This window comes from Arthrobacter hankyongi, assembly GCF_022012395.1.
Taxonomy (GTDB): domain Bacteria; phylum Actinomycetota; class Actinomycetes; order Actinomycetales; family Micrococcaceae; genus Crystallibacter; species Crystallibacter hankyongi.
On sequence record NZ_JAKLTQ010000024.1, the window covers coordinates 1 to 25339 of the forward strand.

The window sequence follows — 25339 nt, forward strand, 5'->3', positions numbered from 1 at the left end:
GGCGGCGGTGGCTTCGGTTTCAGTGGTCATTTCCTGATCTCCTATTAGTGGTTTCGGCATAGTTGGTGTCGGCCGACGTGCATGTCCCAGGTAGCGGCAGCCGGATCTGGTCCGGGAAAGTGCCGGCGTTTAGAACGGTTCCAGGATCAGCCGCGCGGAACGGGCCCGGGAGACGCAGGTGGCGATCTGGTCGTTGGCCCTCTTTTCGCTGGCGGACAGGCAGTTGTCCCGGTGCTCGGGTTCGCCTTCCAGCACACCCATGACACAGGTGCCGCAGATCCCTTCCTTGCAGGAGGTGTCCACCGGAACCCCGTTCTCCTGCAGCACCTCGACGATGGAACGGTCGGCTGGAATCTCGAAGACCTCCCCGGAGTCCAGCTCCACCTCGAAACCGGTATCGCCCGAAGTGTCCGCCAGCTCGCCGGCCTGGAAGTGCTCGATATGGACGTTCTCTTCGCCGACCACCGGCCCGGCCAGGAAGAGCACGCGCTCCATGAAGCCCTCGGGCCCACACGTGTAGACGTGGGATCCGCCGGTCAGGCCCGTGAGGATCTCCTGCAGCACCGCGGGCTGCTCATCGCGCGGAATCCCGAAGTGGAAACGCACCTTCTCCGCGAAACCGCACCGTTCCTCGAGCAGTTCGGTGAAGGCTGCCAATTCCCGGGAACGGGCAAAGTAATGCAGTTCGAACGACCTGCCTTCCCGTTCCAACTGGTAAGCCATGCTGATCATGGGCGTCACGCCGATGCCTGCAGCCACCAGGACATGGCGATCGCCCGTTTCGGCCACCTGCATCAGGTTCCGCGGTGCGCTGACCTCCAGTTCGCTGCCGATGTCCAGCTGGTCATGCAGCGCGGCCGATCCTCCCCGGGACTCCGTCTCGCGTTTGACCGCCACTAGATAGGCGTCCAAATCATAGGGAGGGCAGCACAGCGAATACTGGCGCACCACGTTCGTTGGGCCGACGATGTCGATATGCGCTCCCGCCAGGTAGGGGTCGAAACCCTTTCCGTCCGCACGGACGAGCTTGAACGATTTGATGTGGTCGGTTTCCTCGAGAATCTCGGATACCTTCACGCGGAACATTCCCATGTCCCTGCTCCTTACTACTTCAGTTTCCGGACTCGGACCGCCGGCCCGCCGCCAGGGCGGTCAGCGCATGAACAGCCCGCCGTTGATGTCCCAGCAGGCTCCGTTGACGCTGGCAGCATCCGGGGAGGCCAGCAGGGCGACTGTGGAGGCGATGAACTCCGCGGAGCCCAACTGACCCACTGGAATGTTGGCCTTGATGCCCTCGAGTTTGTCCGGCGCGACGGTCTCATAGACCACCGGCAGGTCCAGCGGCCCGGGCGAGACGGCGTTGACCGTGACTCCCCCGGCCGCCAGGTCCCGCGCGAACACCTTGGTCAGGGTTCCGACGCCGCCCTTGGCTGCCGCGTAGTGCGCGCCGGTGGCCGTGCCGCCGTTCTGGCCAGCCAGCGAGCCAATGTTGACGATGCGGCCGTAGCCTTGGCCCGCGAAGTGCCGGCCGAACACCTGGCAGCCGAAGAACACCCCGTCCAGGTTCGTCGACACGATCGCCGAGAATTCCTCCGGACTGATGTCCATCACCGGCTGGACCTGGGAGCGGCCGGCGTTGTTGACCAGCACATGCGCCCCTCCCCAGCGTTCGACGGCGAGCGCGAGCGCGGCTTCGAAGTCGCCCTTGCGGCGGACATCCACCGCAGCCGCAGCCGCGGTGGAACCGCTCGGGTCAAGTTCGTCGGCCAGTTCCTGGACCTTCGCCAGGCGGCTGCCGGTAGCCAGCACCCGGTAGCCTTCACGGTGAAGCGTGCGGACAATGACTTCGCCCAGGCCGCGGGTGGCGCCGGTGACGACCGCGACCTGCCGCTCCCCCGCTTCGGTCCGCACAGGTACTGCCGGGCTTGATGTGGATGCCATGATCATGCCTTCCTAGAGCAGGAATCCGGAGGCCGTGACCGCGCCGTCGGAATTGACCAGCCGGACAACCTTCAGGTCGATCAATGCGCCCGCGTCCGTGAACCGGATGCGGTGGGTCAGGTCCGCGGCCAGGAGGAGATGCTTCTCGCGCTTGAAGCCCACCAGCACCTGTGCCGAACGCAGGGTGACGGATTCTTCATCGAGTTCCGCAACGGTGAACCGGGAAATGGTGCGGGCGGTGCGGGCGGCAGCCACCGCAGACATCGAATACCCTTCGACCAGGCGGGTCACGCGCATGCGGCGCATCCGCGCGTCGTCGTACACCATGTTCAGGTGCGTCTCGAAGTCCTCGGTCTCCGGATCGATCGGGATGATGTACTTGCCGTCCACGGTCCAGAGCCGCTCCCAGGCCTCATATTCCTTCGCGTCCAGCAGGGTGGCTTCGTGCCAGACCAATTCAATGGCCTTGGCCACCCGCGGGTCTGCCAGCCTGCCCGGCCCCAGTTCAAGGCCGCCGGCCGCTTCCAGTCCGGCCACGGTTGTCGGGCTAGTCATTGCTCATCATCCTTTTCCACTGTGCATAGGCCTCGCGCATGCCGGATTCGTCCGTGACATGCGATGTCTTCCAGCCCTCTTCGGTGATTTCCTCGCGGCCCAGACCGCGGTTGACCAGGATGGGCATTTCCTGGTTCCCGTAGGCTCCGCGCTGCACGCGGTCCCAGGCTTCCGAGTCATCCGGGGTGCCGAAACCGAAGGGGCCCTGGAAGTGTTCGTGGATCCTCAGCCGTTCCCGGTTGACGCTCTCCGGTCCCCCCTCCAACCCCAGGGCCAGGTGCTGGATTTCGGTCTCGTTGACGGAGACCGGGCGCAGCACGCGGAAGAAGGACATCGACATGGCCACGTTCGGGAAGAGGTTCAGGTTGAAGCCGGCCCCGTGCATGGAGCGGACAATCCGGCGCACCTGCTCCGGCGGCATGGTCTGCGAGAGTTCCTCGATGATGTGTCCGAAGCGTTCCTGAAGGTCCTCGGTCCCGTCGTCTTCGGCCAGGTCCACGTGCTCCGGAACCATGATGGCCACGCTGTGGCCGTTGCCTAGCGCGTGGGTCACGGCCTTTTCGTCGGTCATGAAGGAGAGCATGTCGGCCGTTTCGGCGTCCACCGAAGCCATCCAGGACCGGTGCACGATCGGGAAGTGGTAGCCGTCGGTAGTGTTTTCCAGTTGGATCTTCCAGTTCCCGTCGAACCGGAATCGGTGCTCGCCCTGGACCTTGATGGGGTAGCCGGCGCCCTGCTTCATGAACCGGTCGATCCAGATCTTCGCGTCGCCGAGGAAGTCCTCCAGCGGTTCGATGTCATGGTTGAAGGAGGCGAAGATCATGCCGGCATAGCTTTCCACCCGCAGGCGCTGCAGCGGCATGTCCTTCTTCTCCACGACGCCTTCATAGCCTTCGGGATACGGGATGCCGCGCAGCTGGCCCTCCAGGGAGTAGGACCAGGAGTGGTAGGGGCAGGTGAAGCCGTTGGCCTTGCCCTTGGGGACCTCGCAGACGCTGGCACCCCGGTGCCGGCAGCGGTTGAGCAGGACATTGAAGTTGCCCTTGCGGTCGCGGTTGACGATAACCGGCTGGCGGCCGATGGTCGCCATCTTGAAGCTGCCGGCCTCGGGGATTTCGCTCTCGTGGGCAACCCATACCCAGGTCCGGTAGAAGATCTTCTCCAGCTCCTGTTCGAAGATCCCGGGGTCGGTGTAGAGCTGTCCGGCCACGCGGTCGGTGCCGGCCAGGGCCGCGAAGTTGCGGCCGGTTTCCACTGGTGTCGTGGTCATCTGGTTCTCCTTTATGGTGCTGCAGTCAGCGGGTGGGGCGCTCGCGCCCCACCCTTGTTGGGCGCCGGGGCATCGTCCAGCGGCGCGGCGAAGAGCCTTTCGGTGCGGAAGCGCCGGATCGTGGCCAGGGCGCCGTCGAGGGCGAAGTCCACGTTCAGCCGGGCGGCCAACAGTTCCCGTCTCCCGTCGGCATGGACCGACAGCTGCTGCATGACCCACGTACCGTTGGCGGTGCTGCCGGTGACGTTGATGCGGCCGTCCCCCAGGACATGGGCATTGGCCGTGAAATGCTCCGACGGCGGCAGGTAGCCGGCGAGCATGGCCACGATGGCCTCGCGCCCGGTATGCCGGCCGAACTTGTCCGCGTAGTCCCGGCCGGCTCCCTCCCAAACGGCGTCAGGCTCGAAGAGCGAGCCGAGTTCGCCCAGGTCCAGCTGGGGATTCGGTACGTCGCACAACTGGAAGTAGCGGCCCATCACCCAGCGCACGGAGTCGGCGGCTTCCAGGATCCGCAGCCGGGCCTCCAGCCCGGCGACGGTCGTGCGCGGACGCGGGGATGCAGCCGGGCGGGAACCGGTGCCGGTCACGGCCGTTTCGGCCGGCGTGGATCCAGGCATGGTCAGGAGCCCGACTCGACGTCGTCGCGGATGGTCAGCGCCCGGCCCATCCGCGCCTCGATGGCCGCATAGCGCCAGAGCGCATGCTCGTCCACCGGCGTGGTGCGGAACAGGTTGCAGGCGGTCTTGACCGTTTCCTGCGTGTCGACATCGGCCAGGATGTAGCAGGTCCAGGGCCAGCCGGCGGACGGACCGACCATGTGGGAGTCGTCGTCCATGGTGCCGACCACCTGCACGCCGGGCAGCGCGGCGAGCTGGCTCATCATGCCCGAGAAGGCGGTCCAGACCATGCCGATCTGGCTCTTGGGCAGGTCGAAGAAGTTCTGGTTGATACCGATGCAGAACAGGACGCGCAGCGGTTCGGGTGTCTCAGCCATGGGATGCTCCCTTCGGACGGGTGGTGGATGGTTCAGAGGAAGGCAGGGATGGCCGGCGGCTGGCCCATCAGGACTGCGCCGGCGCCGTCGTACATTCCGTCGCCGAGGAAGGCATGCTGGGTCACCACGTTGGCATCGCGCAGGTAGCCCTGCAGCGGGTTGTCGTCATAGATGGCCGCCGTGCCGGACAGCGAATAGGCGGTCTGGACGGCGGCGGCGCCGGCCTTGGCGGCGTGGGTGCCGGCCAGGCGCAGCAGCGCCTTCTGCTTGTCGGTGGCAGGGTCCCCGGCGGCCACGGTGGCGTAGGTTTCCTCGGTGATGTCGTAGAAGAAGGCGGCCGCCGAACGCAGGCCGGCCTCGGCCTTGGCGATGTCGATACGGTAATAGGCGCGGTCGGCAAGCTTGGGGGCACCGGTGACACCGGTACGGCCGGCGCCGATTTCGATGGCGTAGTCCAGAGCGCCGCGGCCGGCGCCGAGGTTGACGACGGCGAGCACCTGGGCGGCGTACGCAATGGCCGGGTACCGGTAGAGCGGCTCATCGACGGTGGGCTCGCCACCGCGGATGAAGGTCCACTCCTGCGGTACGTCGACGCCGTCGACCACGATGTCATGGCTGCCGGTGCCGTGCAGTCCGATCACGTCCCAGTTGTCCTCGATCCGGGCCTGGTCCGGCCGGAGCAGCGCGGTCCGGGGCTTGCCGTTGGCTTCCTCGCCGCCTGCGATGCCGACGCCGAGGATGTCGGCGCCCTTGCTGCCGCTGGCGAACCGCCAGCGGCCGGACACGCGGTATTTCCCGCCGTCGAACGCCGCCGGCTGTACGGGGAACAAGCCACCGGCGAAGGCAAGGTCCGGGCCGTCCCTGTACAGCTCGGCCTGGGTCCCGAGCGGCAGGGCCGCAAAGTAAATGAGCGCGGAACCGAAGCTCGCCACCCAGCCCGTGGACGGGTCGACGGCGGAGATGCGCTCGATCCTGCGCAGGAACTCCGCCGGAGGCAGGGCGTCGCCGCCGAACCGGCGGGGCGTGGCGGCCCGGTAGAGGCCGGCCTGCTTCAGCTGGTCGATCACGTCCTTCGGAACGAACCGCTGCCGTCCGAATTCGCTGCGGCGGGCGGTGACCTCCGCGAGGACTGAGTCGAGTCCGTCCCTGGCGGGTGTGTCCAGCACTGCCGTCATTCGAACCCCTCCTTGTAGCCTGATGGTCTTGGTGTTGTGGTGTCGCCGATCACGCTATTTCCGCAATTACTGCGGCTCAATCGGTGCTTTTCCGCCCCGGCGCACAGGTTTCCGCCGAACCCCTAAGGGAATTACCTATGGGCAGGTAAGCGGGACGATGTACAACTAGGGAGTGTGGATGCGATATCTTTCCAGCCTTCCGACGGTGACTTCGGGGCCATGCTCGCCGCACTGCGGCACTGCATCCTGATCCACGACGCGGAAAGCAAGGACATTCTCTGGGCGAATCCCGCGGCCTGCGAGATGCTCGGGTTCACGCTTGAGGAACTCCGGCCGCTCAAGGCCCCCGACATGAGCAGTTCCGAACGCCGCTACCGCCGTTCAGTGGGCAGGCAATGGCTGCAGAACGCCGTCGAGCATGGCACCAGCCGGACGGAATGGATGTACCGGACGAAGGCCGGCGTCGACTTCCTGACCGAAGCCATCGCGACCAGGGTCCGGCTGTCCGAGCGGACGGTGGTCATGGTCCAGTTCCGGGACATCGAGAAGGAAGACGCGCTCAAGTCGGACCTGCAGCGGACCGAAAGCCGGCTGCGGGCATTCACCGACAGCATGCGTGAGGCGCTGCTGGTGGTGGCCGATGACGGCGTGGTCAGCTATGCCAGCCATTCGGCCGAATCCCAGCTCGGGATCTCCCTGGGCGAACTCCTCGGTTCGCGGCTGGCGGATTTCTGTACGGACGACTCCAAGCCCGCTTTGGAGCAGGCCCTGTCGGTGACTGGTACCTCCCCCCGTTCCAGCAGCTTCCGGCTTGCCCTCCGCCGCGACGATGGCAGCGACAACTGGTTCGCGGTCAATCCGCACCGGATCGACCTCCAGGACGACCTGCGCGGCACGCTGCTGTTCCTGCACGACATCACGGACCGGATCAGGTTCGAAAAGGAACACCAGCACGACCAGGACCGGCTCAACTACCTTGCCAGGCAAAACGTCATGGGAGACCTGGCCATGGCCCTGGCACACGAACTGGGACAGCCGCTGACCGCCGCGACCAACTTCATCACCGGCGCGAAACGAAGGCTGGATGCAGCCGGCGACGTGCCCGAGGGTTTGGCGTACGGGCTGGACAACGCGCAGAAGCAGATTGAGCGGGCCAACCAGATCCTGCGCAGCCTCAAGGGATTCGTCGGCACCCTGGAAACGTCCGAACAGGTAGTGGACCTGAACAAGATCGTGCGCGACTGCCTGTATTTCATCGACCTGACCGCAGAAGCCCACCAGACCAGCGTGAAGGTCAATCTGCACGAGGCCCCGATCCCGATCCGGTGCGAGATGGTGCTGATCGGCCAGGTGGTAATGAATCTGTGCCGCAACGCGGTCGAAGAGATGGCGCGGTTCCCGCAACAGGAACGGGAGGTCACCATTGAAACCCGGCCAGTGGATGGCTTCGGCGAGTTCAGCGTCAGCGACCGCGGCAGGGGTTTGGCGCATTTTCCGGATGGGCGGATTTTCGACGGCGCCTTCACCACCAAGGTGGGTGGCAGCGGCGTCGGACTGGCCCTCAGCCACCGCATCATTACCCGCCAACGCGGCACCATCACCGCGATGGAAAACCATCCCGGCGGCTCGATCTTCAGGTTCCGGCTGCCGCAGGCGGCCACAGCAGAAGTGAGCCAGTAGGTCCTCAGTCGAAGGACATATCCTCACGCACCTCGTGGCGGCCGTCCCTGTCTTCCGGCAGCGTGCGGCCCGGTGACGTGGAACGCGAAGGCGTCGCTTTTTTGTCACCGGCGGTTGCGGGGTACGCGATCATCAGCCCGGCCGAAACAACCCAGATGAGGCCGATCCCCGCCACGGTGAGCCCGCCGCTGAGGCCTGTCGCGGACCCAGCCAGTGCGGCACCGGCCGCGGCGGCACTGGTCCGGAGGCCTGCTCCGACGGTGAAGACCTGGGACCGGAGCCGGGGCGGGCTAAGCCGGCTGCGGAGGTGGAGCATGGCGGCCGTGGCGGATGCGGTGAAGGCCCCTGACAGGCCGATGGCGGCGGCCGTCCAGGCTGTCCCCAGATCCAGGGCGGCGGCGATGGTGGACAGCCCGGTGAAGACAAACCCCAGCATCATGACCGCCGGAAGCCGGGCGCGGGTGGGCCGGACAGTCTCCCACAGGGCACCCACGAGGCTGCCGATCGCAAAGGACGTGACGAGCAGCGCCCCATCGCCCGGTGCCCCGGTCCGTTCGATCGAGAGGGCCACCGCGGCGACGGCCAGGCCGCCCTGACCCAGCTGGCTCAGGGTGGATGCGGCGGTGACTACGGCCAGAGGACGGTGGCCGAGGATGTGGCCGAGCCCATCAAGGACCGACCGCGCTACGGAAACACCTGCGGCGGCATGGGACCGCAGCCCAATGGCCGCTGTGCTCAGGGCACCCAGGACTGCGGCAGCGGCCAGTAACCCGAGGGCGACCTGGGCCGGAAAGAACAGCGCCGCGAGGCCGACCAGGGCAGGTCCTGCGACCGCGGACACGTTGTAGGAGAGCGCGTCATAGGCAAAGGCACGCCGCCGGTCGGGCATCGCATCCGCGACAAAACTTGACAGGCCACCGAAATAGAACGGTGAGACAGCGCCGGCCAGGGCCAGGGATGCAAAGACCACGGGGAGCGGAATCTGACCGAGGAACGCAGTCACGGCAAAGGCGATGGCGGAAAGAAGACCCGAGCCGGCGATCAGCAGGCCGGGGCGGCGGGCCCGGTCCAGGGCGGCACCGACCAGCGGAGCCGCGAGGACACTCGGACCAAGCGAGACGGCCACCAAGGCACCGCCCAGGCCAACGTCGTTCATCTGCTGCACGGCCAGAATCGGGATGGCCACAGCCGAACCGGCAGAAGCCAGCCTCGGAGGCACCGAAGCAGCAAGGTATCCGAGCGTACTCATCCTTCGGTAAAACTGCCTTTCGGCCGGGACCGGTACGTCCATCGGACAACCGAGGTCCAGACGGACCGGCGGCGCATTGTCCGGCATCGGGGTGGAATGCTTCGACCCTACGCAAAGTGGAGATGCGAGGGGCAACGGCAAGCCGCACAGTGAAATATGACTTCATCCCGGACCGCCCGAGACCCCGGCCCCGGCGAGCCGGATGTGGTGCCGAGGTCGGGCTGCACCTCGACCCAGCGGTGCCGGCTTCCCCTGGCGACAGGAATCTTCCGCAGCTGTGGCAGCGTCCTGATCCGCCCGCGAAGGCAGGCGCGCATGGCGGTCAGGACCTGATGGCTTCGGGCCAGGGGCCGACCTTTTCGCGGCGGGGCAGGTCCCCTCCGGCGTCGGCCAGGTCGCCGACGCGGTGGACCTTGATCATGTTGGTGGAGCCAGGGACCCCGGGAGGGGACCCGGCGGCGATGACCACCAAGTCGTCCAACTCGACCAGGCCCGCATCGAACAGGGTCCGGTCCACTTGGGCGGTCATCTGGTCGGTGTGCGAGACGGGCTCGGCCAGGACCGGGGTGATGCCCCAGGCGAGGGCCAGCTCGGCGCGGACCTGCTCGGTGGGGGTGAAGGCGAACAGCGGCCGGACCGGGCGCAGCCTCGAGAGCCGGCGGGCCGAATCCCCGGACTGGGTGAAGGTGCAGATATACCTGGCATCCAGCTGCCCGGCGATCTCCACGGCAGCCCGGGTGATCGCCCCGCCGCGGGTACGTGGCATGCTGCCCAGGGCCGGAATGCGCTCCAGCCCGTGCTGCTCGGTGGATTCGATGATCCGCGCCATCGTGGCCACGGTCGCGACCGGGTACTTGCCCACGGAGGTCTCGCCCGAAAGCATGACCGCGTCGGCGCCGTCGAGCACGGCGTTGGCGCAGTCCGATGCTTCCGCGCGCGTGGGCCGGGGGTTTTCGATCATAGACTCGAGCACTTGGGTGGCCACGATCACCGGTTTGGCCCAGCGGCGGGCCAGCTCGACGGCGCGCTTCTGCACCACCGGGACCTGCTCCAGCGGCAACTCCACCCCGAGGTCACCGCGGGCGACCATGATCGCGTCGAATGCGTCGATGATCTCTTCAAGGGCGTCCACGGCCTGGGGCTTTTCGATCTTGGCGATCACCGGCACCCGCCGGCCCTCCTCGTCCATGATCTGGTGTACCCGCTTGATGTCAGCGGCATTGCGCACGAAGGACAGCGCGACCAGGTCGACCCCGGTGGCCAGCGCCCAGCGCAGGTCCGCCTCGTCCTTTTCGCTCAGCGCCGGTACGTTGACCGCAACCCCGGGCAGGTTGATGCCCTTGTTATCGGACACGGCCCCGGCCACGGTCACCTCGGTGACCACATTCAGGCCATCAACCTCGACGGCGCGCAGGGCGACCTTACCGTCGTCGATCAGCAGGGTGTCGCCCACTGCCACGTCCCCGGGCAGGCCCTTGTAGGTGGTGGAGCACATGTCCTTCGTTCCGGGCACGTCCTCGGCGGTGATGGTGAAGGTATCGCCCACTGCCAGGTGGTGCGGCCCGTCCTGGAAACGGCCCAGCCGGATCTTGGGTCCCTGCAGGTCCGCCATGATGCCCACGGCGCGGCCGAGTTCGGCGGCTGCCTGGCGGACATCGGCATAGGTGGTCTCGTGCACGGCGTGATCGCCGTGGCTCATGTTCAGCCGGGCGACGTCCACGCCGGCCTCCAGCACCGCCAGCGTCTTGTCGTACCCGGCGATGGCCGGCCCGAACGTGGCTACGATCTTTGCTCGTCTCATGGAAAGTCCCCTGTTGTAGGTGGTAATTGAACGGTGGAGGCGGCCGTGCGGTCAGCCGAACAGCACCGCCGCTTCCTCGTAGCGTGCTTCGGGTACCGTCTTGAGTTTCCCGAGGGCGTCAGCAAAGCCGGTCCGCACGATGTCGGTGCCCCGGAGCGCAACCATCGTGCCCCAGGCCCCGGCAGCAGCGGCGTCGGCAGCGGCCATGCCCAGACGGGTGGACAGCACCCGGTCATAGGCGGTGGGCACGCCGCCGCGCTGGATGTGCCCGAGCACGGTGGCCCGGGTCTCCAGGCCGGTGCGGGCCTCGATTTCCGGGGCAAGCCGGTCGGCAATGCCGCCCAAACGCGGCCGGCCGAAGGCGTCCAGGCCGCGGTGGGAATGGGCGGTATCGGCGCCTTCGGGCACGAAGCCCTCCGCCACCACGACCAGCGGCGCCCGTCCGCGCTTGTGCGCGTCGGTCACCCATTCGGTGACCTGGTCCATGGACACCTGCTGCTCGGGGATGAGGATGGCGTGGGCGCCGGAGGCCATGCCGGCATGCAGGGCGATCCACCCGGTGTTCCGGCCCATGACCTCGGCGATCATGCATCGGTGGTGTGACTCGCCGGTGGTGCGCAGCCGGTCGATGGCCTCGGTGGCGATCTGCACCGCGGTGTCGAAGCCGAAGGTGTAGTCGGTGGCGTCCAGGTCATTGTCCACGGTCTTGGGCACGCCGATGATGTTCAGGCCCGCCCCGGTCAGCCGCTGCGCGGCGGCCAGCGTCCCCTCGCCGCCGATGGCGATCACCGCCCCGACGCCCAGGCGCTCCAGGTGGCCCCGGACCACCTCGGGGCCGCCGTCGGGCCCGAACGGATTGGTCCGGGAGGTGCCCAGGATGGTGCCGCCCTGCTTGGAAATGCCGCGCACGCTGTGCCGGGGCAGATCCATCACGTCGCCCTCGACCAGACCCCGCCAGCCGTCCCGGAAGCCCACGAACTCGTGGCCGTGGGACTTGATGCCCTTCAGGACCGCCCCGCGGATCACCGCGTTCAGGCCCGGGCAGTCGCCCCCGCTGGTCAAAATGCCTATTTTCACAGTGTTGGGATCCTTCGTCTGTTCGATACAGGGCAGGGAAGTAGTCGCGGACCGTGATTCGTTCCGCAGCCGGATGGCAGCAGGCATGCGCCGTCTCTCGTTCGGGATGGTGTTGTTGCGAAGCCTCCCGACCGGGCGTGTTCAGACCAATTTTTATATAGTCTCTAAATTTATTGCCTGCCCGGCCATGATGCAATTCGCGCCCGGAGCGGGACCGCGCCTGCCTGCCTAGAACAGCGTGTACCCGCCGTCGACGACGAGGACGGTGCCGGACATGAAGCTGGATGCGTCGGAGGCAAAGAACACGACAGCGGAACTGGCCTCGTCTGGTGTTGCGTACCGCTGCTGGGGTGCGTCCTCGATCCAGTAGCGCTTGAAGCGGGGCTCGTCGACCGGTGACCTATCCGTCTTCCAAACCAATGACGAGGGGCTCCCGGACCCGGTCCTGAGCGAGCGTCTCAAGAACGCGCTTGGCCTAGGAAATTGTCAGGTGGTCCGCTCCAGCGGTAGCGACGACACGGTCCGCCAGCAGATCGGCGCTCGAACATCTGCCGCGCCTGTCCATCGTGCAGCTCACCGGTTTTATCGCCGGTGGCATCGGATCATCACCGATCGAAGTCGCACGGCAGGCATCCCGTCAGTCGGGCGGCGACGTCTACCCGCTCTTCGCTCCCCTGTTCGTCCAGGACCGTGAGACTGCAAAAGGCCTGCGCAACCACCCCGACATCCGCGGCGCGATGAACGTATTCCCCGCCATCATCGCCGCGCTCCTCTCCGTCGGTGCGTGGAATCCACCGGACACCCAGGTACGCGATGTTCTCCGTCCGGACGACTTCGAGAAGGCCGTCTCCGGCGGCTGCGTCGCCGACATCACCGGCATCCTCATCAAAGAGGACGGCACGCCCGTCGACCCCGCCTTCCAGGAGCGCTGTATCAATATCTCCTACGACCAGCTCCGCAACGTACCCCGCGTCGTCGCCGTCGCCGGTGGCGCCGCCAAGGCAGAAGCATCCGTGCCGTCATGCGCGGTGGCCTTGTCACCGAACTGGTGACCGACCACGCCCTCGCAATCCTGGGAGAAACAAATGCCTACGACAAACCCCACCGGAGTCGAACCGGCGAGGGTCCATGCGCGCCGGTGTGTCGGAATCAATTAATTTCGGGAAGCTTCGTCCATCCGGCAGTTCCCGTGGTTACCCGGTGCTTCCACATGCCTCGACAAGCTGACGCCGGTCCGCTGACGCCCTGCGCCCGCTGCGGCTCCTGTTGAAGGGCCAGGAGATCCACACCAAAGAGGAGCCGGAGGCGCTGCCGGTCGGCACCGTCGTCATTCTTCAGGGCTGGCAGACCGGAACCGGTTCACTATCTCCGGCGGAAACCGGCCCAACCGCTCCTTCACCCTCAACGCGGCTTATCAGATCCCCGGCGCCGGCTACGCCTGCGGCGGGAGGCGGTTTGCCTCCGGGCGCGCGCTGTGCGGGCCGGCGGTTATCGAACCACCGCGCACACCCGGGACCGCGGAGCGGAGCGTAGCCCACGTAACTTCAGCTCAGTAGATGACGGTTCCGGTGCTCTCCACCGTGGTGCCGGAATTGGCGTTGCGGCTGCTGACCTCGATCTGGATTCCGGTCCGCCGCATCGGTGTCTCCAACGCGGTGGACAGGTCGGGAAGGACACCGGTGTTGATCCGGTGCAGGAGGTCCTGGATGTCGGCTCGGTTGTTGACGGTGATTTTCATGGTCAGATCCGGTTCCGTGGCCGAGCCGCGCAGCAGGGCCGAGGAGCCCACCACGCCGGGCAGTGTATTGACCTGGTGCTCCACGGCCGAGGCCAGTACGGAGGGATCACACAGGGTGGTTCCGGAAGCCGGGTCCCGATGCAGCCGGTACTTGCCGGCGGGATTCTTCCGCGGAATCTGCGCCAGTATCCACCACAATCCCAGGCCACCTATGATGAGCCCGGCGACAAGGACAATGGCCGTGGCGTAGGCGGGGCCGAAAGCGGCATGCAGATCCATGGTTAGGACAGGACTGCCGGCAGGGGCGATTGCACTGCTCATGGTCTGCAGGGTTCCGCTGGCGATCAGCAGGATCAGGACACCGCCGGCCAGGGCGAGAACGCCGAGGATGGCCAGCCAGGTACGGTTCAGGGCTCCGGCGTGTTGCCGCATAGGGGTGCCTCCTTTCGGAAAACGGGCGGATGGACGGATGGCTGCCGCTCTTACTCCCTGGACCGGATGGAAGCGGTGACCTTCGGGACCGGATCGAGACCGGTCCCGGCCAGACGTTCGCTGACCGCGGCAATGACCCGGCCGCGCAGCTCAGCTGTTTCGTGCAGGACCGTGGCCACGTTCAGATGGACCGCACGCGGTGAGGCCTTGGCTGATGCGGAACGGACACCGTCGATGTGTTCACAGTGCGCGGCAGCAAGGCGCGCCACGGCGCGGCGGGTCATGATGGTCTCCTGGGTTCCCTCCACCTGTGCAGATCCGTCTCCGGGCGAGCCCAGCGGCAGTGCGTTGAAGCGACCTGGCATCAACGCCGCCAGCAGCAGAATGACACCGGCCACCGCCGCCACTGTCCCGACCGCCCAGACCCCGGGAGCGTTCCAGGTCAAACCGGCCAGCCAGTCCCGTGGCCCGGCCAGAAACGCCGGCCACGAACCGGTGAGCATCCGCGCCACTGCCGCCCACACCAGTGCCACCCCGGCCGCCAGCAGCAGCGTTCCCAGGATCAGGGCCGGAACGGCGCGGCTGGGACGGTGCCGCAGGGGCGTGGCCTTGCGGTCTCGCCGGCTCACAACAGCCTCCGGCGTCCGGTGGATTCAGCGGCAGGTTTCAGCCAGGACACCGTGATGTCGACCTGGCGCACCTGGACCCCGGTCAGGGCCGTGACGCGTTCGCTGATCCGGCGGCGCAGCTGTTCGGTCGCCTGCCGCAGTGGTACGGGATAGAGCAGGCCAACTTCCACCCTGAGGGCGGCGATATTGCCCGCGAGCTCCACCGAGGCCTGGGGACGGGCGGCAAAGTCCGCATGCGCCCCGATGCCCAGGAACCCTCCGGAGGCACCGCCGGCGAAGGACTCCTCGCCGGCAACCTGGCTGGCGATCTTCTCCACCACCTTCTGGTCCAGGACGGTACGCCCCCGCGAATCCAGGTCACCGGCATCCGGCAGAGAGCCCGCGTGTGCTGCGGGGGCATTCATCGGCTTGAGGCCTTGCCGAACAGGGCCTGCACGTCCAGTTTCCCTTCCGCGATGCGGCCCACGACCAGCCCGATCAGGCCAAAGAGGACCGCTATCAGCAGGGCGACGAAGCCTCCGAAGGCCAAGACAATTCCCAACACCAGACCAACTGCCAGACACCATCGTGTAGTGGACATGGGGTCCTCCTTCCAAATACGGCGGCCCCGGAACGGGGCGGGTTGCTACTGCAGCTCAGGGGTCTTTCTGGTCTCGGCCTCCTGCCGGTCGTCTTCCGGCAGATGGACATCGGTGACATGGACGTTCACTTCGAGCACTTCCAGACCGGTCGCACGCTCCACAGCCTGGATGACATTGCGCCTGATACCCTGGCTGACCTCGACAATGGATGTTCCATAGTCGACGACGATGCTGACGCCGATGGCTGTCTGGAGCTCGCCCTTTTCCACCACGACCCCGCCGCTGACATTCGTCTGGGCACCGGGAATGCGTTCGGCCATGGCGCTGAACGCACGCCGGGCCGCGCTGCCCATCGCATACACCCCGGGCACCTCGCGGGTGGCCATTCCCGCGAGCTTCTGCACCACGGTTTCCTCTATGGTGGTATCCCCCCGGTCCGTGTGCAGCGGCCCCGCCTTGCGGCGCTGCTCATCGACAGCGTTGCGCCTCTGCTCCTCCCCTGCCGCCGCTATTCCGCCGGACTGTGCGGGAATCTTCGGGGCTTCCGTCACGGGAATCATCTCCTCAATCAACAATGTGCTGCTTACATGGAGAAAGACGTACGTCACCACCAACCATCACGCTGCCAACACAAACTCTTTTGTCCTGCATCCATCCCCGTGCACGGCGTTCCGCTCGCCAGCCTCGTCTGGGATAGTGGTCATAAGCCCTCCGCCCTCGTGTTCGGGGAAAGGCCATGCAGATGGATAGGCGTGAACCCGTGGTCGTGATACGGCCCGATGAGCTGGACGAAACGACCGTCGTCGCCCGGGCACAGGACGGCGACCTGGATGCGTTCGAATACTTGGTCGGGGAATATCAGGGAAAACTGTTCCGCCTCGCTTTCCGGATGCTCAACGACCGGGGCGAAGCCGAGGATGTTGTGCAGGACACCCTGGTGGCCTGCTGGAGAAAGCTGCCGCTGCTGACCCATGCGCAGGCCTTTGGCGGCTGGCTATACCAAATGGCCACCAACCGGTGCCTGGACACTCTGCGCCGGCGCTCCATCCACCCGGAAACCATCCAGGAACCGGCAACCCTGGAAGAAAGCGCCGGTTGCACTGTCAGCGGCCCGGAAGCAGGAGGCGATCCGGCCCGCGCGGCGGAAATATCACTCGAGCTGGATGGCTTGGCCGCGGCACTGGAAACCCTCCCGCCTACGCAGCGTGCCTGCTGGCTCCTGCGGGAAATCCACGGGCGCAGCTACGCTGAGATAGCCTCAACGCTCAAGGTCAGTGAACAGACGGTCAGAGGCCGCCTGGCCAGAGCACGGATACAACTCGCGGAAAAGATGAGCCAATGGCGCTAGACGACAACATCCCCCGCCTCGGCTGCGGCCGCAGCATCGACGAGGTGTGGACCACCATCGACCAGCCGCCCAACGCCCACGAGCAAGACTGCGACCAGTGCCGGACGGCACGGGCAAGCTTGGCGCAGCTTTCGGAAGCCACCCGCACCATGCGCGGGCATGATGAGGAAGATCCTGGCCTGCAGCCGCGCAGTGCCGTCAAGGACGCCATCATGAGCTTGGCCCGCGCCGAAGTCCGGCGGGGCAACCGGATCCCCATCCACCAGGTCGAACAGGGGGTCATCGAGGTCAGCGAACAGGCCATCTCCACAGTCATCTGGTTCGGAGCCGACGCTCTTCCGGGAGTGCGGGCCCGCCGCTGCCGCGTCCATCCCGACTACCCGGATATCGCGGACAACCCCGGGCCCCCTGCCCGCACCGCCGGTCTCACAGTGGACCTCCGGATCGCCGTCGCCACCGGCACCTACATCCCCGAAGCCGCCCACCGGCTGCGTCAGCGGATCACCGGCATGATCACCGCACACGTCGGACTCAACGCCGGGACCATCAACATCGTCGTGGAGGATCTCTACGATGTCTGAGCGTCCCCTCGAAGCCCGGCTGATCAACAGCGACCTTGTGGCCGATCTGGCTGCCCGCGCCGCCCTCGATACACCCGGCGTTCTCCGGCTCGAACCGACCCTGAAGAACCTCCTCGCTCATCTGGGTGCAGGAACAGCCCACATCCTCGACAGAACCCGTACCGACTCCACCCCCACCCGGCGGGACGGAGTCTTCGCCACCGTCCACGACGGCGTCGCCGACATCCACCTCGACATCGCCACCGACATCGCCTACACAGCCCTGACAGTCGCCCAGGCCGTGCGAGTCCAGATCGCCCGGGCAGTCAGCCACACCGGCCTGACCCCGGGACGCATCGACATCGCGATCCTGGCCATAGAACACCCGCCCGCCGCCACAGAAGCCAGCCGCCCCAAGCCCGTCTGATCAGGGAAACCGACCGCCTTTTCGGGTCTCCAGAACCGTCACAGACGCATCCGACGTCAGCCGTCATTACGGTGGATGTGCGCAGGTCCGCACCACGGCTCTGCACCCCTAATCCGCTGGAACCCACCGCGGCCCGCTGCCACCGGCAGGGCTCTTCGACTACCGTCTCATCGGCACCCTCAACGATCCGGACGCCCGCGAAGCCTTTACCGTCCCGGCCAGGCAGGTCGGCCCGGGTTACAGCCCCGAGGCCCTGGAGGAAATGGTCAGGGTTTCCGGCCGCTACCCCTACTTCATCCAGGAGTTCTCCGGCGCAACCAGGAAACGGTCCGGCAGGCCGCCGGTCAGCCGCTCATACTCCTCTGCAACCGCATCGACAATCCCGTTGATCCGCTGTGCCCGTGTGGTCAGACCCGGAACTTCCGGTACATCCACAACCCATGAGTCGCCGGATCTGTGGGGGAAGGCCGTCAGCTCCATGCAGGCATTATGAGTGCACGAAAGCGCGGTGGCCAAGTAGCAGCCGTCGGTCTTCACGCGCCGAACACCTCGGCTCCTTTGGGATGACGAGTTGGTTGTCACGCGTGCCAACCAACTCGTCACTCCTCACCTGCATCTCACGCCAGTCGGTCTTTACCAACACCGCAGTCGCCCCATTTCGCCAACTGTGCGGCGAACCGCCCACGAACTCCAGGCCTCGCAGTGTTCCTAGGAACTGGTACCGCCTAGTTGGAAGAACTTCCAACTACCCGTACCGTTTCTTCCAACTAGGCCTGCATCTCACATGACCTAGAAATCCCAGTCCTCGTCCTCGGTGTTCACGGCCTTGCCGATCACGTAGGAGGATCCCGACCCGGAGAAGAAGTCGTGGTTCTCGTCGGCGTTCGGGCTCAGCGCCGAGAGGATCGCCGGGTTCACATCGGTCACGGAGGACGGGAACATCGCCTCGTAGCCCAGGTTCATCAGCGCCTTGTTGGCGTTGTAGTGCAGGAACTTCTTCACGTCCTCGGCCAGGCCCACCGCGTCGTAGAGGTCGTGGGTGTACTGGACCTCGTTCTCGTACAGCTCGTAGAGCAGTTCGAAGGTGTAGTCCTTGAGCTCCTGGCGCTTCTCCTCGGAGACCTGCTCCAGGCCCTTCTGGTACTTGTAGCCGATGTAGTAGCCGTGCACCGCTTCGTCACGGATGATCAACCGGATCAGGTCCGCGGTGTTGGTCAGCTTGGCCCGGGAGGACCAGTACATCGGCAGGTAGAAGCCGGAGTAGAACAGGAAGGACTCCAGCAGCGTGGAGGCCACCTTCTTCTTCAGCGGATCCTCGCCGTAGTAGTAGTCCATGATGATCTGCGCCTTCTTCTGCAGGTTCACGTTCTCAGTGGACCAGCGGAAGGCCTCGTCGATCTCCTTGGTGGAGCACAGGGTGGAGAAGATCGAGGAGTAGCTCTTGGCGTGCACGGACTCCATGAACGCGATGTTCGTGTAGACGGCCTCCTCATGCGGGGTCAGCGCATCGGGGATCAGGGACACGGCGCCGACGGTGCCCTGCACGGTGTCCAGCAGGGTCAGGCCGGTGAACACGCGCATGGTCAGCTGCTGCTCGGCCGGGGTCAGGGTGCCCCAGGACTGCACGTCGTTGGACAGCGGCACCTTCTCGGGCAGCCAGAAGTTGTTCACCAGCCGGTTCCAGACCTCCACGTCCTTGTCGTCCTGGATCCGGTTCCAGTTGATCGCCTCGACGTGGTGGAGGAGCTTGACCTTGTCAGTCATTTCCAATCCTCGGGTTTCTCTTTCGTTTCGTGAAATCTGTCAGGGGTGCGACGACGGCGGCAGGCTGCCGCCGTCGTCGCACTTTTAGTTGCTTGCAGAAACTAAAGCATGCAGCTGACGCAGCCTTCCACCTCGGTCCCCTCGAGGGCGAGTTGGCGCAGGCGGATGTAGTAGATGGTCTTGATGCCCTTCTTCCACGCGTAGATCTGCGCCTTGTTGATGTCCCGGGTGGTGGCGGTGTCCTTGAAGAACAGCGTCAGGGACAGGCCCTGGTCCACGTGCTGGGTGGCCGCGGCGTAGGTGTCGATGACCTTCTCGTAGCCGATCTCGTACGCGTCCTGGTAGTACTCCAGGTTGTCGTTGGTCAGGTACGGCGCCGGGTAGTAGACGCGGCCAATCTTGCCTTCCTTGCGGATCTCGATCTTCGAGGCCACCGGGTGGATGGAGGAGGTCGAGTTGTTGATGTAGGAGATCGAGCCGGTGGGCGGGACGGCCTGCAGGTTCTGGTTGTAGATGCCGTGCTCCATGACGGAGTCCTTCAGGGCGGCCCAGTCCTCCCGGGTGGGGACGTGGACGTCCTGGAAGAGCTCCTTGACCTTCTCGGTCTGCGGCAGCCAGTCCTCGTCCGTGTACTTGTCGAAGAACTCGCCGGTGGCGTACTTGGAGTCCTCGAAGCCGCCGAACTTCTCCCCCGTCTCCTTCGCGATCGCGTTGGAGGCACGCAGGCAGTGGTACAGCACGGTGGCGAAGTAGATGTTGGTGAAGTCCAGGCCTTCTTCGGAGCCGTAGTGGACCCGCTCGCGGGCCAGGTAGCCGTGCAGGTTCATCTGGCCCAGGCCGATGGCGTGGGACTGGGCATTGCCGGCAGCGATGGAGGGCACCGAGTTGATGTGGGACATGTCCGAGACCGCGCTCAGTGCCCGAATGGCCGTCTCGATGGAGGCGCCGAAGTCCGGCGAGTCCATGGTCTTGGCGATGTTCATCGAGCCGAGGTTGCAGGAGATGTCCTTGCCGACGACGTCGTAGCTCAGGTCTTCGGCGTACTCCGACGGGGTGGAGACCTGCAGGATCTCCGAGCAGAGGTTGCTCATGGTGATCTTGCCGGCGATCGGGTTGGCCCGGTTCACCGTGTCCTCGAACATGATGTACGGGTAGCCGGACTCGAACTGGATCTCGGCCAGGGTCTGGAAGAACTCGCGGGCGTTGATCTTGGTCTTCTTGATCCGCGCGTCGTCCACCATCTCGTAGTACTTCTCGGTGACGGAGACGTCGGAGAAGGGCACGCCGTAGACGCGCTCGACGTCGTACGGGGAGAACAGGTACATGTCCTCATTGCGCTTGGCCAGCTCGAAGGTGATGTCCGGGACCACCACGCCCAGCGAGAGGGTCTTGATCCGGATCTTCTCATCCGCGTTCTCGCGCTTGGTGTCCAGGAAGCGGTAGATGTCCGGGTGGTGCGCGTGCAGGTAGACGGCGCCGGCGCCCTGGCGGGCCCCGAGCTGGTTGGCGTAGGAGAAAGAGTCCTCGAGCAGCTTCATCACGGGGATGACGCCGGAGGACTGGTTCTCGATCTGCTTGATCGGGGCGCCGTGCTCGCGGATGTTCGTCAGGGACAGGGCCACGCCGCCGCCGCGCTTGGACAGCTGCAGGGCCGAGTTGATGCCGCGGGCGATGGACTCCATGTTGTCCTCGATGCGCAGCAGGAAGCAGGAAACGAGCTCGCCGCGCTGCTTCTTGCCGGCGTTCAGGAACGTGGGCGTGGCCGGCTGGAAGCGTCCCTCGATGACCTCGTCCACCAGGCGGGTGGCCAGCTCCTCGTTGCCGCGGGCCAGGTGCAGGGCCACCATGCAGACACGGTCTTCGTAGCGCTCCAGGTAGCGCTTGCCGTCGAAGGTCTTGAGCGTGTACGACGTGTAGAACTTGAACGCGCCGAGGAAGGTCTCGAAGCGGAACTTCTTCTTGTACGCGCGCTTGAACAGGTCACGGATGAAGTTCATCGTGTACTGGTCCAGCGTCTCGCGCTCGTAGTAGTCGTGCTTGACCAGGTATTCCAGCTTCTCGTCCAGGTCATGGAAGAAGACCGTGTTGTTGTTCACGTGCTCCAGGAAGTACTGGCGCGCTGCCCAGCGGTCCGCCTCGAACTGGATCTTCCCGTCCGGCCCGTAGAGGTTCAGCATCGCGTTGAGCTCGTGGTAGCCGAGCCCCTTGTAGGCGGCCGGCAGCTCCTTGGCGTTGTCTGCGGCCTTCGCTACTGCGCCGTCTGCGACTGTCGTGTCCAAAAGTCTTCCAAGCCCTTCTTCACGCGGTCGACGTCGTCCGACGTCCCCATAAGTTCGAATCGATAGAGTGCAGGCACATGGCATTTGGCCGCGATCTTGTCCGCGGCCAGGCAGTACGTTGTGCCGAAGTTCGTATTGCCTGCCCCGATGACTCCGCGCAGCAGGGACCGGTTCCGTTCCTGGTTGAGAAACTTGATCACCTGCGGCGGAATCGAATTCCTGCCCGACTCCCCGCCGTAGGTGGGGAGGACCAGGACGAAAGGCCTGCGGGCGTAAATCGTTTCATCATTGGTATGAAGCGGGATGCGCGCGGCTTCCAGCCCCAGTTTTTCAACAAAGCGGTGGGTGTTCTCCGAGGCCGAGGAGAAATAAATCAGCTGGGCGTCGGTACTTGACCCCGGCGCCGCTCCACGGCCGTGCCCGACGGCGCCGTCGGCCATCTGGACAGCGGTCATGGAGGATTCCTCCGTAGCTTCCGGGAGCCTCAGGCCACCGAAGCGGCAGCCTGGGCGAGTTCTTCGATCTTGTCGGGGCGGAAGCCGGACCAGTGGTCCTGCTCGGTCACGACAACGGGTGCCTGCATGTAGCCGAGGGCGCGCACGCGCTCAAGGGCGGCCGGGTCCTGGGACAGGTCAACGCTGTGGTACTCGATGCCCTTCTTGTCAAGAGCGCGGTAGGTGGCGTTGCACTGAACGCAGGACGGCTTGGTGTAAACCGTGACAGTCATGATCCCTCTTCCCCTTGGGAAACTATGCGAATGTCTGAAATATTCCGAGGGGCTCCGCGGTGTTTCCGCGGAACCGGCAGACCGCGCCCCTCCAGCTGGTTCAATACTACATCTAGTGCAGGCGACCGTCCGGGACCCCTAGATGATGTATTACAAGTATGTCATTTATCACCCCTCCAGTCCACAGGCACTGGGGATAATCTTGGCCCGGAAACCGGCGGAAATCCGCGGCTTTCACCAGGCCGTCCACACCCTGTGGACGGCCTTCTCCCCAGTTGAAAAGGGGGCGTGTCGCCGATCCCTCGGCGTGTCGCTGCCACCGGCGGTTTGACGTCCTTCTGGTTCAATGAGCACATGGTCAATCCGGTCCACCTGCGGACCCTGCTGGAGGTCACCCGCAGGGGTTCCTTCGCCGCCGCCGCCCTGCAGCTGGGCTATACCGCCTCGGCGGTCTCGCAGCAGATGTCCGCGCTCGAGCGCGCGGCCGGGGTGAAGCTCTTCGAGCGCTCGGCCCGCAGCGTGCAGCCCACCGAGGCCGCCGTCGTGATGTCCCGCCACGCGGCCAAGGTCCTCACCGACATCGACGCACTGCTGGCCGCCACCTCCAGCACCTACGAAAGCACCCACGAGGAACTGCGGGTGGGGATCTTTCCCAGCCTGGCCACCTATGCGCTCCCCCGGCTGCTGCGGACCCCGGCCTGGCGCGACCTGGGGCTGAACCTGAAAGTCTTCGTGGCCGAGCCGGCCCAAACGATCCACGGCCTGCGCACCGGCGGCGAACTGGACATCGCCCTGGTGTACCAGGTGGGCCAGGGTGGCCTGGCGTGGCCGCACACGGTGAGCCGGCAGTGGATCGGCGATGACAACTTCCGTGTGGTGCTGCCCCAGTCCTGGGGCATCCGCTCCGGCTCGGAGGTGTCGGCGTCGCAGCTGGCGGAGATGCCCTGGATCATGCACCATCCCGGAACCGCGGACGCGACGGTGATCGAGCGGCTGTTCGCCAGCTGCAGCCTGCATCCGCGGGTGGCGGCCTACTGCGATGACTTCAATGCCAGCCTGGAACTGGCCGCGGCCGGCGTCGGCGCGGCGCTGGTGCCCGAACTGGCCCTGCAGCGCGGAACCTCCGGCGTCGTGGTGCTGGATGTGCCCGAGATCCGGCTGGCACGCAGCATCTTCGCCCTGCTCCTGAACGAAAAGCAGAACGTCCAGGTGGACCTCTTTATGGACCAGCTCTCCGGGATCCTGCGCGGGCTGAGCATCGCGCCGAAGCACCAGTAGGCCGCCCGTTCCCTAGCCCGGCCCCGGTCCCTATACTCCATCTATGGGCCATGCCCGCCGGACGCGGAACGCGACTCCCACCAGGCAGCACCCCTGGGTCGATAGCTATGTTCCCGGGATCAATGCCGCCCGGAACTACCGCCGCGGCGACCTGAGGCCCGACCTGGTGGCCGGCCTCACGCTCTTCACCCTGTTGATACCGGCAGGCATGGCCTACGCGGAACTGGCCGGGCTGCCCCCGGTGACCGGGCTCTACGCCACCATCCTGCCGCTGCTGGCCTACGCGCTGTTCGGCCCGTCGAAGGTACTCGTCCTGGGTCCCGATTCCTCGCTCGGGCCCATGATCGCCGCGGCCATCCTGCCGCTGGCCCTCGGCAACACCGACAGGGCCGTGGCCCTGGCCGGGCTGCTGGCCATCATCGTGGGGCTGCTGATGGTCCTGGGCCGCTTCCTGAACCTTGGCTTCGTCACCGACCTGCTGTCCAAACCCATCCGGCTCGGCTACCTCAACGGGATCGCGCTGGTGGTTTTCGCCGGCCAGCTGCCCAAGCTGCTGGGCATCTCGGTCCCCGGCGAAACCATCTGGGCGGAACTGACCGGCAGCGCCGCCGCGCTCATCTCCGGCGCCTTCAATCCGGTGGCCCTGTTGATGGGACTGGGATGCCTGGTGCTGATCAAACTCCCGTCCTGGCTGCACTTGAGGATCCCCGGCACCATGCTGGCCGTGGTGGCTGCCGTGGCGGTCACCTTTATCTTCGGCCTGACCGACAAGCTGCCCATGGTCGGCGCCCTCCCGCCGGGTCTGCCCGCGCCCGCATTATCCGGGTTGGCCTGGCCCGATGTCGCGGCGCTGGCCGGCCCGGCCGCCGGCATCGCGCTGATCGCCTTCGCGGACACCGGCGTGCTGTCCCGGACGATCGCAGCACGGCGGGGCGAATCGGTCAGCGGCAACGCGGAACTGGGTGCCCTGGGCGTCGCCAACGTGGCCTCCGGGCTGTTCGGCGGCTTCCCGGTGTCCTCCAGTACTTCCCGTACCCCGGTGGCGATCCAGGCCGGGTCGCGGACCCAGTTGACCGGCGTCGTCGCCGCGACGCTGCTGGTCGCCTTCATGCTGTTGGCTCCCGGCGTCACTGCTTACCTGCCGGTCACCACGCTGGCCGCCGTCATCATTGTTGCGGCGGGGTCCATGGTCGACATCGCCGGCCTGCGCCTGATGTGGCGGGCGAGCAGGACCGAGACCGTGCTGATGTTTTCCGCTTTCCTGGGCGTCGCCGTGGTGGGCGTGCTGCAGGGCATCCTCGTGGCCATCGCGCTGTCCCTGCTGGCCTTCGTGCAGCGCGCTTGGAACCCCTACCGAACCGAACTGGTCCGGGTCCCGGGCATGCCCGGCTACCATGATGTGGACCGCCACCCGGATGGCACGCGCATCTCCGGATTGATCATCGCCCGCTTCGACGCGCCGCTGTTCTTCGCCAACGGCGCCGTTTTCGCCGCCCACATCCGTGAACTGGTGGATCAGGCTCCCGGACCCGTACACCGCGTGGTGGTGGCAGCCGAAGCGATTACCGGAATCGATACCACCGCCTTGGATGACCTGGTGGAGCTGGACAAGTACCTGGAGCAGCATGGCATCGACCTGGTGTTCGCCGAAATGAAGGGGCCGGTCAAGGACCGTCTGGCGCGGCTGAGTGTGGGCGCCCGGTTCGGACCGGAAAATTTCTTCCCCACCATCGAGAGCGCCCTCCGCTCCGTGGGCGGCAACGGATCCGGGACCGGCTGACGGGACCGGCTGAATGGGTTCCGGGCCCGGTCAGGTGGTTTCCTGCACGGCGGC

Annotated in this window: 28 protein-coding genes; 7 read left to right on the forward strand and 21 right to left on the reverse strand. The window is 65.9% G+C overall.

Annotated features, from left to right (window positions below; translation table 11 throughout):
- Nucleotides 1-129 precede the first annotated feature (129 nt).
- From LVY72_RS20895 to LVY72_RS20925, 7 genes are read right to left on the reverse strand one after another with little or no spacing between them, the layout of a single operon-like run.
- Complete coding sequence (locus LVY72_RS20895; protein ID WP_237826147.1) at nt 130-1092, reverse strand: PDR/VanB family oxidoreductase; 963 nt, start codon at nt 1090-1092, stop codon at nt 130-132.
- Nucleotides 1093-1152: 60 nt separating this feature from the next.
- Nucleotides 1153-1941: an SDR family NAD(P)-dependent oxidoreductase gene (locus LVY72_RS20900; RefSeq protein WP_237826149.1), complete on the reverse strand. Its 789-nt coding sequence runs from the start codon at nt 1939-1941 to the stop codon at nt 1153-1155.
- 12 nt (nt 1942-1953) lie between these two features.
- On the reverse strand, nt 1954-2496 hold the full coding sequence (locus LVY72_RS20905) for an aromatic-ring-hydroxylating dioxygenase subunit beta (RefSeq protein WP_237826150.1): 543 nt from the start codon (nt 2494-2496) through the stop codon (nt 1954-1956).
- On the reverse strand, nt 2489-3766 hold the full coding sequence (locus LVY72_RS20910; protein ID WP_237826151.1) for an aromatic ring-hydroxylating oxygenase subunit alpha: 1278 nt from the start codon (nt 3764-3766) through the stop codon (nt 2489-2491). Before LVY72_RS20910 ends, LVY72_RS20905 begins: the two co-directional genes overlap by 8 nt.
- An 11-nt stretch (nt 3767-3777) precedes the next feature.
- Nucleotides 3778-4383, reverse strand: a complete 606-nt coding sequence (locus LVY72_RS20915; RefSeq protein WP_237826152.1) for a nuclear transport factor 2 family protein — start codon at nt 4381-4383, stop codon at nt 3778-3780.
- A gap of 2 nt (nt 4384-4385) precedes the next feature.
- The gene (locus LVY72_RS20920; protein WP_237826153.1) at nt 4386-4760 is read right to left on the reverse strand and encodes a hypothetical protein; all 375 of its coding nucleotides are present in this window, start codon (nt 4758-4760) and stop codon (nt 4386-4388) included.
- Between the two features lie 32 nt (nt 4761-4792).
- Nucleotides 4793-5935 carry an acyl-CoA dehydrogenase family protein gene (locus tag LVY72_RS20925; RefSeq protein ID WP_237826157.1) on the reverse strand — a complete coding sequence of 381 codons (1143 nt, stop codon included), beginning with the start codon at nt 5933-5935 and terminating at the stop codon, nt 4793-4795.
- Between the two features lie 174 nt (nt 5936-6109).
- Between LVY72_RS20925 and LVY72_RS20930 the strand changes: the two genes are divergently transcribed.
- Nucleotides 6110-7615: a PAS domain S-box protein gene (locus LVY72_RS20930; RefSeq protein WP_237826159.1), complete on the forward strand. Its 1506-nt coding sequence runs from the start codon at nt 6110-6112 to the stop codon at nt 7613-7615.
- Between the two features lie 4 nt (nt 7616-7619).
- Here LVY72_RS20930 and LVY72_RS20935 read toward each other — a convergent pair whose 3' ends face one another.
- The 4 genes from LVY72_RS20935 to LVY72_RS20950 all read right to left on the reverse strand — a co-directional run bounded on the left by LVY72_RS20935 (nt 7620) and on the right by LVY72_RS20950 (nt 12162).
- Nucleotides 7620-8951, reverse strand: coding sequence for an MFS transporter (locus LVY72_RS20935; RefSeq protein ID WP_372463743.1), 1332 nt, complete (start codon nt 8949-8951; stop codon nt 7620-7622).
- A gap of 235 nt (nt 8952-9186) precedes the next feature.
- Entirely contained in the window at nt 9187-10665 is a 1479-nt protein-coding gene (pyk, locus tag LVY72_RS20940; protein ID WP_237826163.1) for a pyruvate kinase, read from the reverse strand.
- Nucleotides 10666-10716: 51 nt separating this feature from the next.
- Nucleotides 10717-11742 carry an ATP-dependent 6-phosphofructokinase gene (locus tag LVY72_RS20945; protein WP_237826164.1) on the reverse strand — a complete coding sequence of 342 codons (1026 nt, stop codon included), beginning with the start codon at nt 11740-11742 and terminating at the stop codon, nt 10717-10719.
- Nucleotides 11743-11970: 228 nt separating this feature from the next.
- Nucleotides 11971-12162 (reverse strand): SDR family oxidoreductase, encoded by a 192-nt coding sequence (locus tag LVY72_RS20950; RefSeq protein ID WP_237826165.1) that lies wholly within the window; start codon nt 12160-12162, stop codon nt 11971-11973.
- Nucleotides 12163-12299: 137 nt separating this feature from the next.
- On the opposite strand from LVY72_RS20950, the gene LVY72_RS20955 reads away from it, so the two are divergent.
- Nucleotides 12300-12794: a sugar-binding domain-containing protein gene (locus LVY72_RS20955; RefSeq protein ID WP_372463748.1), complete on the forward strand. Its 495-nt coding sequence runs from the start codon at nt 12300-12302 to the stop codon at nt 12792-12794.
- A 497-nt stretch (nt 12795-13291) separates the two neighbouring features.
- Here LVY72_RS20955 and LVY72_RS20960 read toward each other — a convergent pair whose 3' ends face one another.
- The 5 genes from LVY72_RS20960 to LVY72_RS20980 are packed head-to-tail and all read right to left on the reverse strand — an operon-like array spanning nt 13292 to nt 15682.
- On the reverse strand, nt 13292-13912 hold the full coding sequence (locus LVY72_RS20960; RefSeq protein WP_237826167.1) for an Asp23/Gls24 family envelope stress response protein: 621 nt from the start codon (nt 13910-13912) through the stop codon (nt 13292-13294).
- Nucleotides 13913-13962: 50 nt separating this feature from the next.
- The gene (locus LVY72_RS20965) at nt 13963-14541 is read right to left on the reverse strand and encodes a DUF6286 domain-containing protein (protein WP_237826170.1); all 579 of its coding nucleotides are present in this window, start codon (nt 14539-14541) and stop codon (nt 13963-13965) included.
- On the reverse strand, nt 14538-14945 hold the full coding sequence (locus LVY72_RS20970) for an Asp23/Gls24 family envelope stress response protein (RefSeq protein WP_237826171.1): 408 nt from the start codon (nt 14943-14945) through the stop codon (nt 14538-14540). Before LVY72_RS20970 ends, LVY72_RS20965 begins: the two co-directional genes overlap by 4 nt.
- Nucleotides 14942-15121: a hypothetical protein gene (locus tag LVY72_RS20975; RefSeq protein WP_237826172.1), complete on the reverse strand. Its 180-nt coding sequence runs from the start codon at nt 15119-15121 to the stop codon at nt 14942-14944. Before LVY72_RS20975 ends, LVY72_RS20970 begins: the two co-directional genes overlap by 4 nt.
- A gap of 45 nt (nt 15122-15166) precedes the next feature.
- Complete coding sequence (locus LVY72_RS20980) at nt 15167-15682, reverse strand: Asp23/Gls24 family envelope stress response protein (RefSeq protein ID WP_372463744.1); 516 nt, start codon at nt 15680-15682, stop codon at nt 15167-15169.
- Between the two features lie 176 nt (nt 15683-15858).
- On the opposite strand from LVY72_RS20980, the gene LVY72_RS20985 reads away from it, so the two are divergent.
- From LVY72_RS20985 to LVY72_RS20995, 3 genes are read left to right on the forward strand one after another with little or no spacing between them, the layout of a single operon-like run.
- A complete protein-coding gene (locus LVY72_RS20985) occupies nt 15859-16470 on the forward strand; it encodes an RNA polymerase sigma factor (protein WP_237826173.1) in 612 nt (203 codons plus the stop codon).
- Entirely contained in the window at nt 16461-17051 is a 591-nt protein-coding gene (locus tag LVY72_RS20990; RefSeq protein ID WP_237826174.1) for an Asp23/Gls24 family envelope stress response protein, read from the forward strand. Before LVY72_RS20985 ends, LVY72_RS20990 begins: the two co-directional genes overlap by 10 nt.
- Nucleotides 17044-17457: a hypothetical protein gene (locus LVY72_RS20995; RefSeq protein WP_237826175.1), complete on the forward strand. Its 414-nt coding sequence runs from the start codon at nt 17044-17046 to the stop codon at nt 17455-17457. The genes LVY72_RS20990 and LVY72_RS20995 overlap by 8 nt, the downstream gene beginning before the upstream one ends.
- A 288-nt stretch (nt 17458-17745) precedes the next feature.
- Here the strand turns inward: LVY72_RS20995 and LVY72_RS21000 are convergent, their stop codons facing one another.
- The 5 genes from LVY72_RS21000 to nrdH all read right to left on the reverse strand — a co-directional run bounded on the left by LVY72_RS21000 (nt 17746) and on the right by nrdH (nt 22227).
- Nucleotides 17746-17937 carry a hypothetical protein gene (locus LVY72_RS21000; RefSeq protein ID WP_237826176.1) on the reverse strand — a complete coding sequence of 64 codons (192 nt, stop codon included), beginning with the start codon at nt 17935-17937 and terminating at the stop codon, nt 17746-17748.
- 309 nt (nt 17938-18246) lie between these two features.
- A complete protein-coding gene (nrdF, locus tag LVY72_RS21005) occupies nt 18247-19221 on the reverse strand; it encodes a class 1b ribonucleoside-diphosphate reductase subunit beta (protein WP_237826181.1) in 975 nt (324 codons plus the stop codon).
- A gap of 101 nt (nt 19222-19322) precedes the next feature.
- Complete coding sequence (gene nrdE, locus LVY72_RS21010; protein WP_269092775.1) at nt 19323-21443, reverse strand: class 1b ribonucleoside-diphosphate reductase subunit alpha; 2121 nt, start codon at nt 21441-21443, stop codon at nt 19323-19325.
- A gap of 26 nt (nt 21444-21469) precedes the next feature.
- Nucleotides 21470-21940, reverse strand: coding sequence for a class Ib ribonucleoside-diphosphate reductase assembly flavoprotein NrdI (gene nrdI / locus LVY72_RS21015; RefSeq protein WP_237826271.1), 471 nt, complete (start codon nt 21938-21940; stop codon nt 21470-21472).
- Nucleotides 21941-21984: 44 nt separating this feature from the next.
- Nucleotides 21985-22227, reverse strand: coding sequence for a glutaredoxin-like protein NrdH (nrdH, locus tag LVY72_RS21020; RefSeq protein ID WP_237826183.1), 243 nt, complete (start codon nt 22225-22227; stop codon nt 21985-21987).
- A 354-nt stretch (nt 22228-22581) separates the two neighbouring features.
- Between nrdH and LVY72_RS21025 the strand changes: the two genes are divergently transcribed.
- Both LVY72_RS21025 and LVY72_RS21030 read left to right on the forward strand, forming a co-directional pair.
- Nucleotides 22582-23505: a LysR family transcriptional regulator gene (locus LVY72_RS21025; protein ID WP_237826273.1), complete on the forward strand. Its 924-nt coding sequence runs from the start codon at nt 22582-22584 to the stop codon at nt 23503-23505.
- 43 nt (nt 23506-23548) lie between these two features.
- Nucleotides 23549-25285 (forward strand): SulP family inorganic anion transporter, encoded by a 1737-nt coding sequence (locus LVY72_RS21030; protein ID WP_237826185.1) that lies wholly within the window; start codon nt 23549-23551, stop codon nt 25283-25285.
- Nucleotides 25286-25339: the final 54 nt, after the last annotated feature.

Excerpts from the sequence above, each read along its gene's own strand:
- LVY72_RS20925 (WP_237826157.1), bottom strand. The coding sequence starts at position 5,935 with ATGACGGCAGTGCTGGACACACCCGCCAGGGACGGACTCGACTCAGTC.
- LVY72_RS20975 (WP_237826172.1), bottom strand. The coding sequence starts at position 15,121 with ATGTCCACTACACGATGGTGTCTGGCAGTTGGTCTGGTGTTGGGAATT.
- nrdH (WP_237826183.1), bottom strand. The coding sequence starts at position 22,227 with ATGACTGTCACGGTTTACACCAAGCCGTCCTGCGTTCAGTGCAACGCC.
- LVY72_RS20980 (WP_372463744.1), bottom strand. The coding sequence starts at position 15,682 with ATGATTCCCGTGACGGAAGCCCCGAAGATTCCCGCACAGTCCGGCGGA.
- LVY72_RS20915 (WP_237826152.1), bottom strand. The coding sequence starts at position 4,383 with ATGCCTGGATCCACGCCGGCCGAAACGGCCGTGACCGGCACCGGTTCC.
- LVY72_RS20920 (WP_237826153.1), bottom strand. The coding sequence starts at position 4,760 with ATGGCTGAGACACCCGAACCGCTGCGCGTCCTGTTCTGCATCGGTATC.
- LVY72_RS21030 (WP_237826185.1), top strand. The coding sequence starts at position 23,549 with ATGGGCCATGCCCGCCGGACGCGGAACGCGACTCCCACCAGGCAGCAC.
- LVY72_RS20910 (WP_237826151.1), bottom strand. The coding sequence starts at position 3,766 with ATGACCACGACACCAGTGGAAACCGGCCGCAACTTCGCGGCCCTGGCC.
- LVY72_RS20970 (WP_237826171.1), bottom strand. The coding sequence starts at position 14,945 with ATGAATGCCCCCGCAGCACACGCGGGCTCTCTGCCGGATGCCGGTGAC.
- LVY72_RS20995 (WP_237826175.1), top strand. The coding sequence starts at position 17,044 with ATGTCTGAGCGTCCCCTCGAAGCCCGGCTGATCAACAGCGACCTTGTG.
- LVY72_RS20985 (WP_237826173.1), top strand. The coding sequence starts at position 15,859 with ATGCAGATGGATAGGCGTGAACCCGTGGTCGTGATACGGCCCGATGAG.
- pyk (WP_237826163.1), bottom strand. The coding sequence starts at position 10,665 with ATGAGACGAGCAAAGATCGTAGCCACGTTCGGGCCGGCCATCGCCGGG.
- LVY72_RS21025 (WP_237826273.1), top strand. The coding sequence starts at position 22,582 with ATGGTCAATCCGGTCCACCTGCGGACCCTGCTGGAGGTCACCCGCAGG.
- LVY72_RS20905 (WP_237826150.1), bottom strand. The coding sequence starts at position 2,496 with ATGACTAGCCCGACAACCGTGGCCGGACTGGAAGCGGCCGGCGGCCTT.
- LVY72_RS20895 (WP_237826147.1), bottom strand. The coding sequence starts at position 1,092 with ATGGGAATGTTCCGCGTGAAGGTATCCGAGATTCTCGAGGAAACCGAC.
- LVY72_RS20900 (WP_237826149.1), bottom strand. The coding sequence starts at position 1,941 with ATGGCATCCACATCAAGCCCGGCAGTACCTGTGCGGACCGAAGCGGGG.
- LVY72_RS20935 (WP_372463743.1), bottom strand. The coding sequence starts at position 8,951 with ATGCCGGACAATGCGCCGCCGGTCCGTCTGGACCTCGGTTGTCCGATG.
- LVY72_RS20960 (WP_237826167.1), bottom strand. The coding sequence starts at position 13,912 with ATGCGGCAACACGCCGGAGCCCTGAACCGTACCTGGCTGGCCATCCTC.
- nrdI (WP_237826271.1), bottom strand. The coding sequence starts at position 21,940 with ATGGCCGACGGCGCCGTCGGGCACGGCCGTGGAGCGGCGCCGGGGTCA.
- LVY72_RS20990 (WP_237826174.1), top strand. The coding sequence starts at position 16,461 with ATGGCGCTAGACGACAACATCCCCCGCCTCGGCTGCGGCCGCAGCATC.
- LVY72_RS21000 (WP_237826176.1), bottom strand. The coding sequence starts at position 17,937 with ATGGAGCTGACGGCCTTCCCCCACAGATCCGGCGACTCATGGGTTGTG.
- nrdF (WP_237826181.1), bottom strand. The coding sequence starts at position 19,221 with ATGACTGACAAGGTCAAGCTCCTCCACCACGTCGAGGCGATCAACTGG.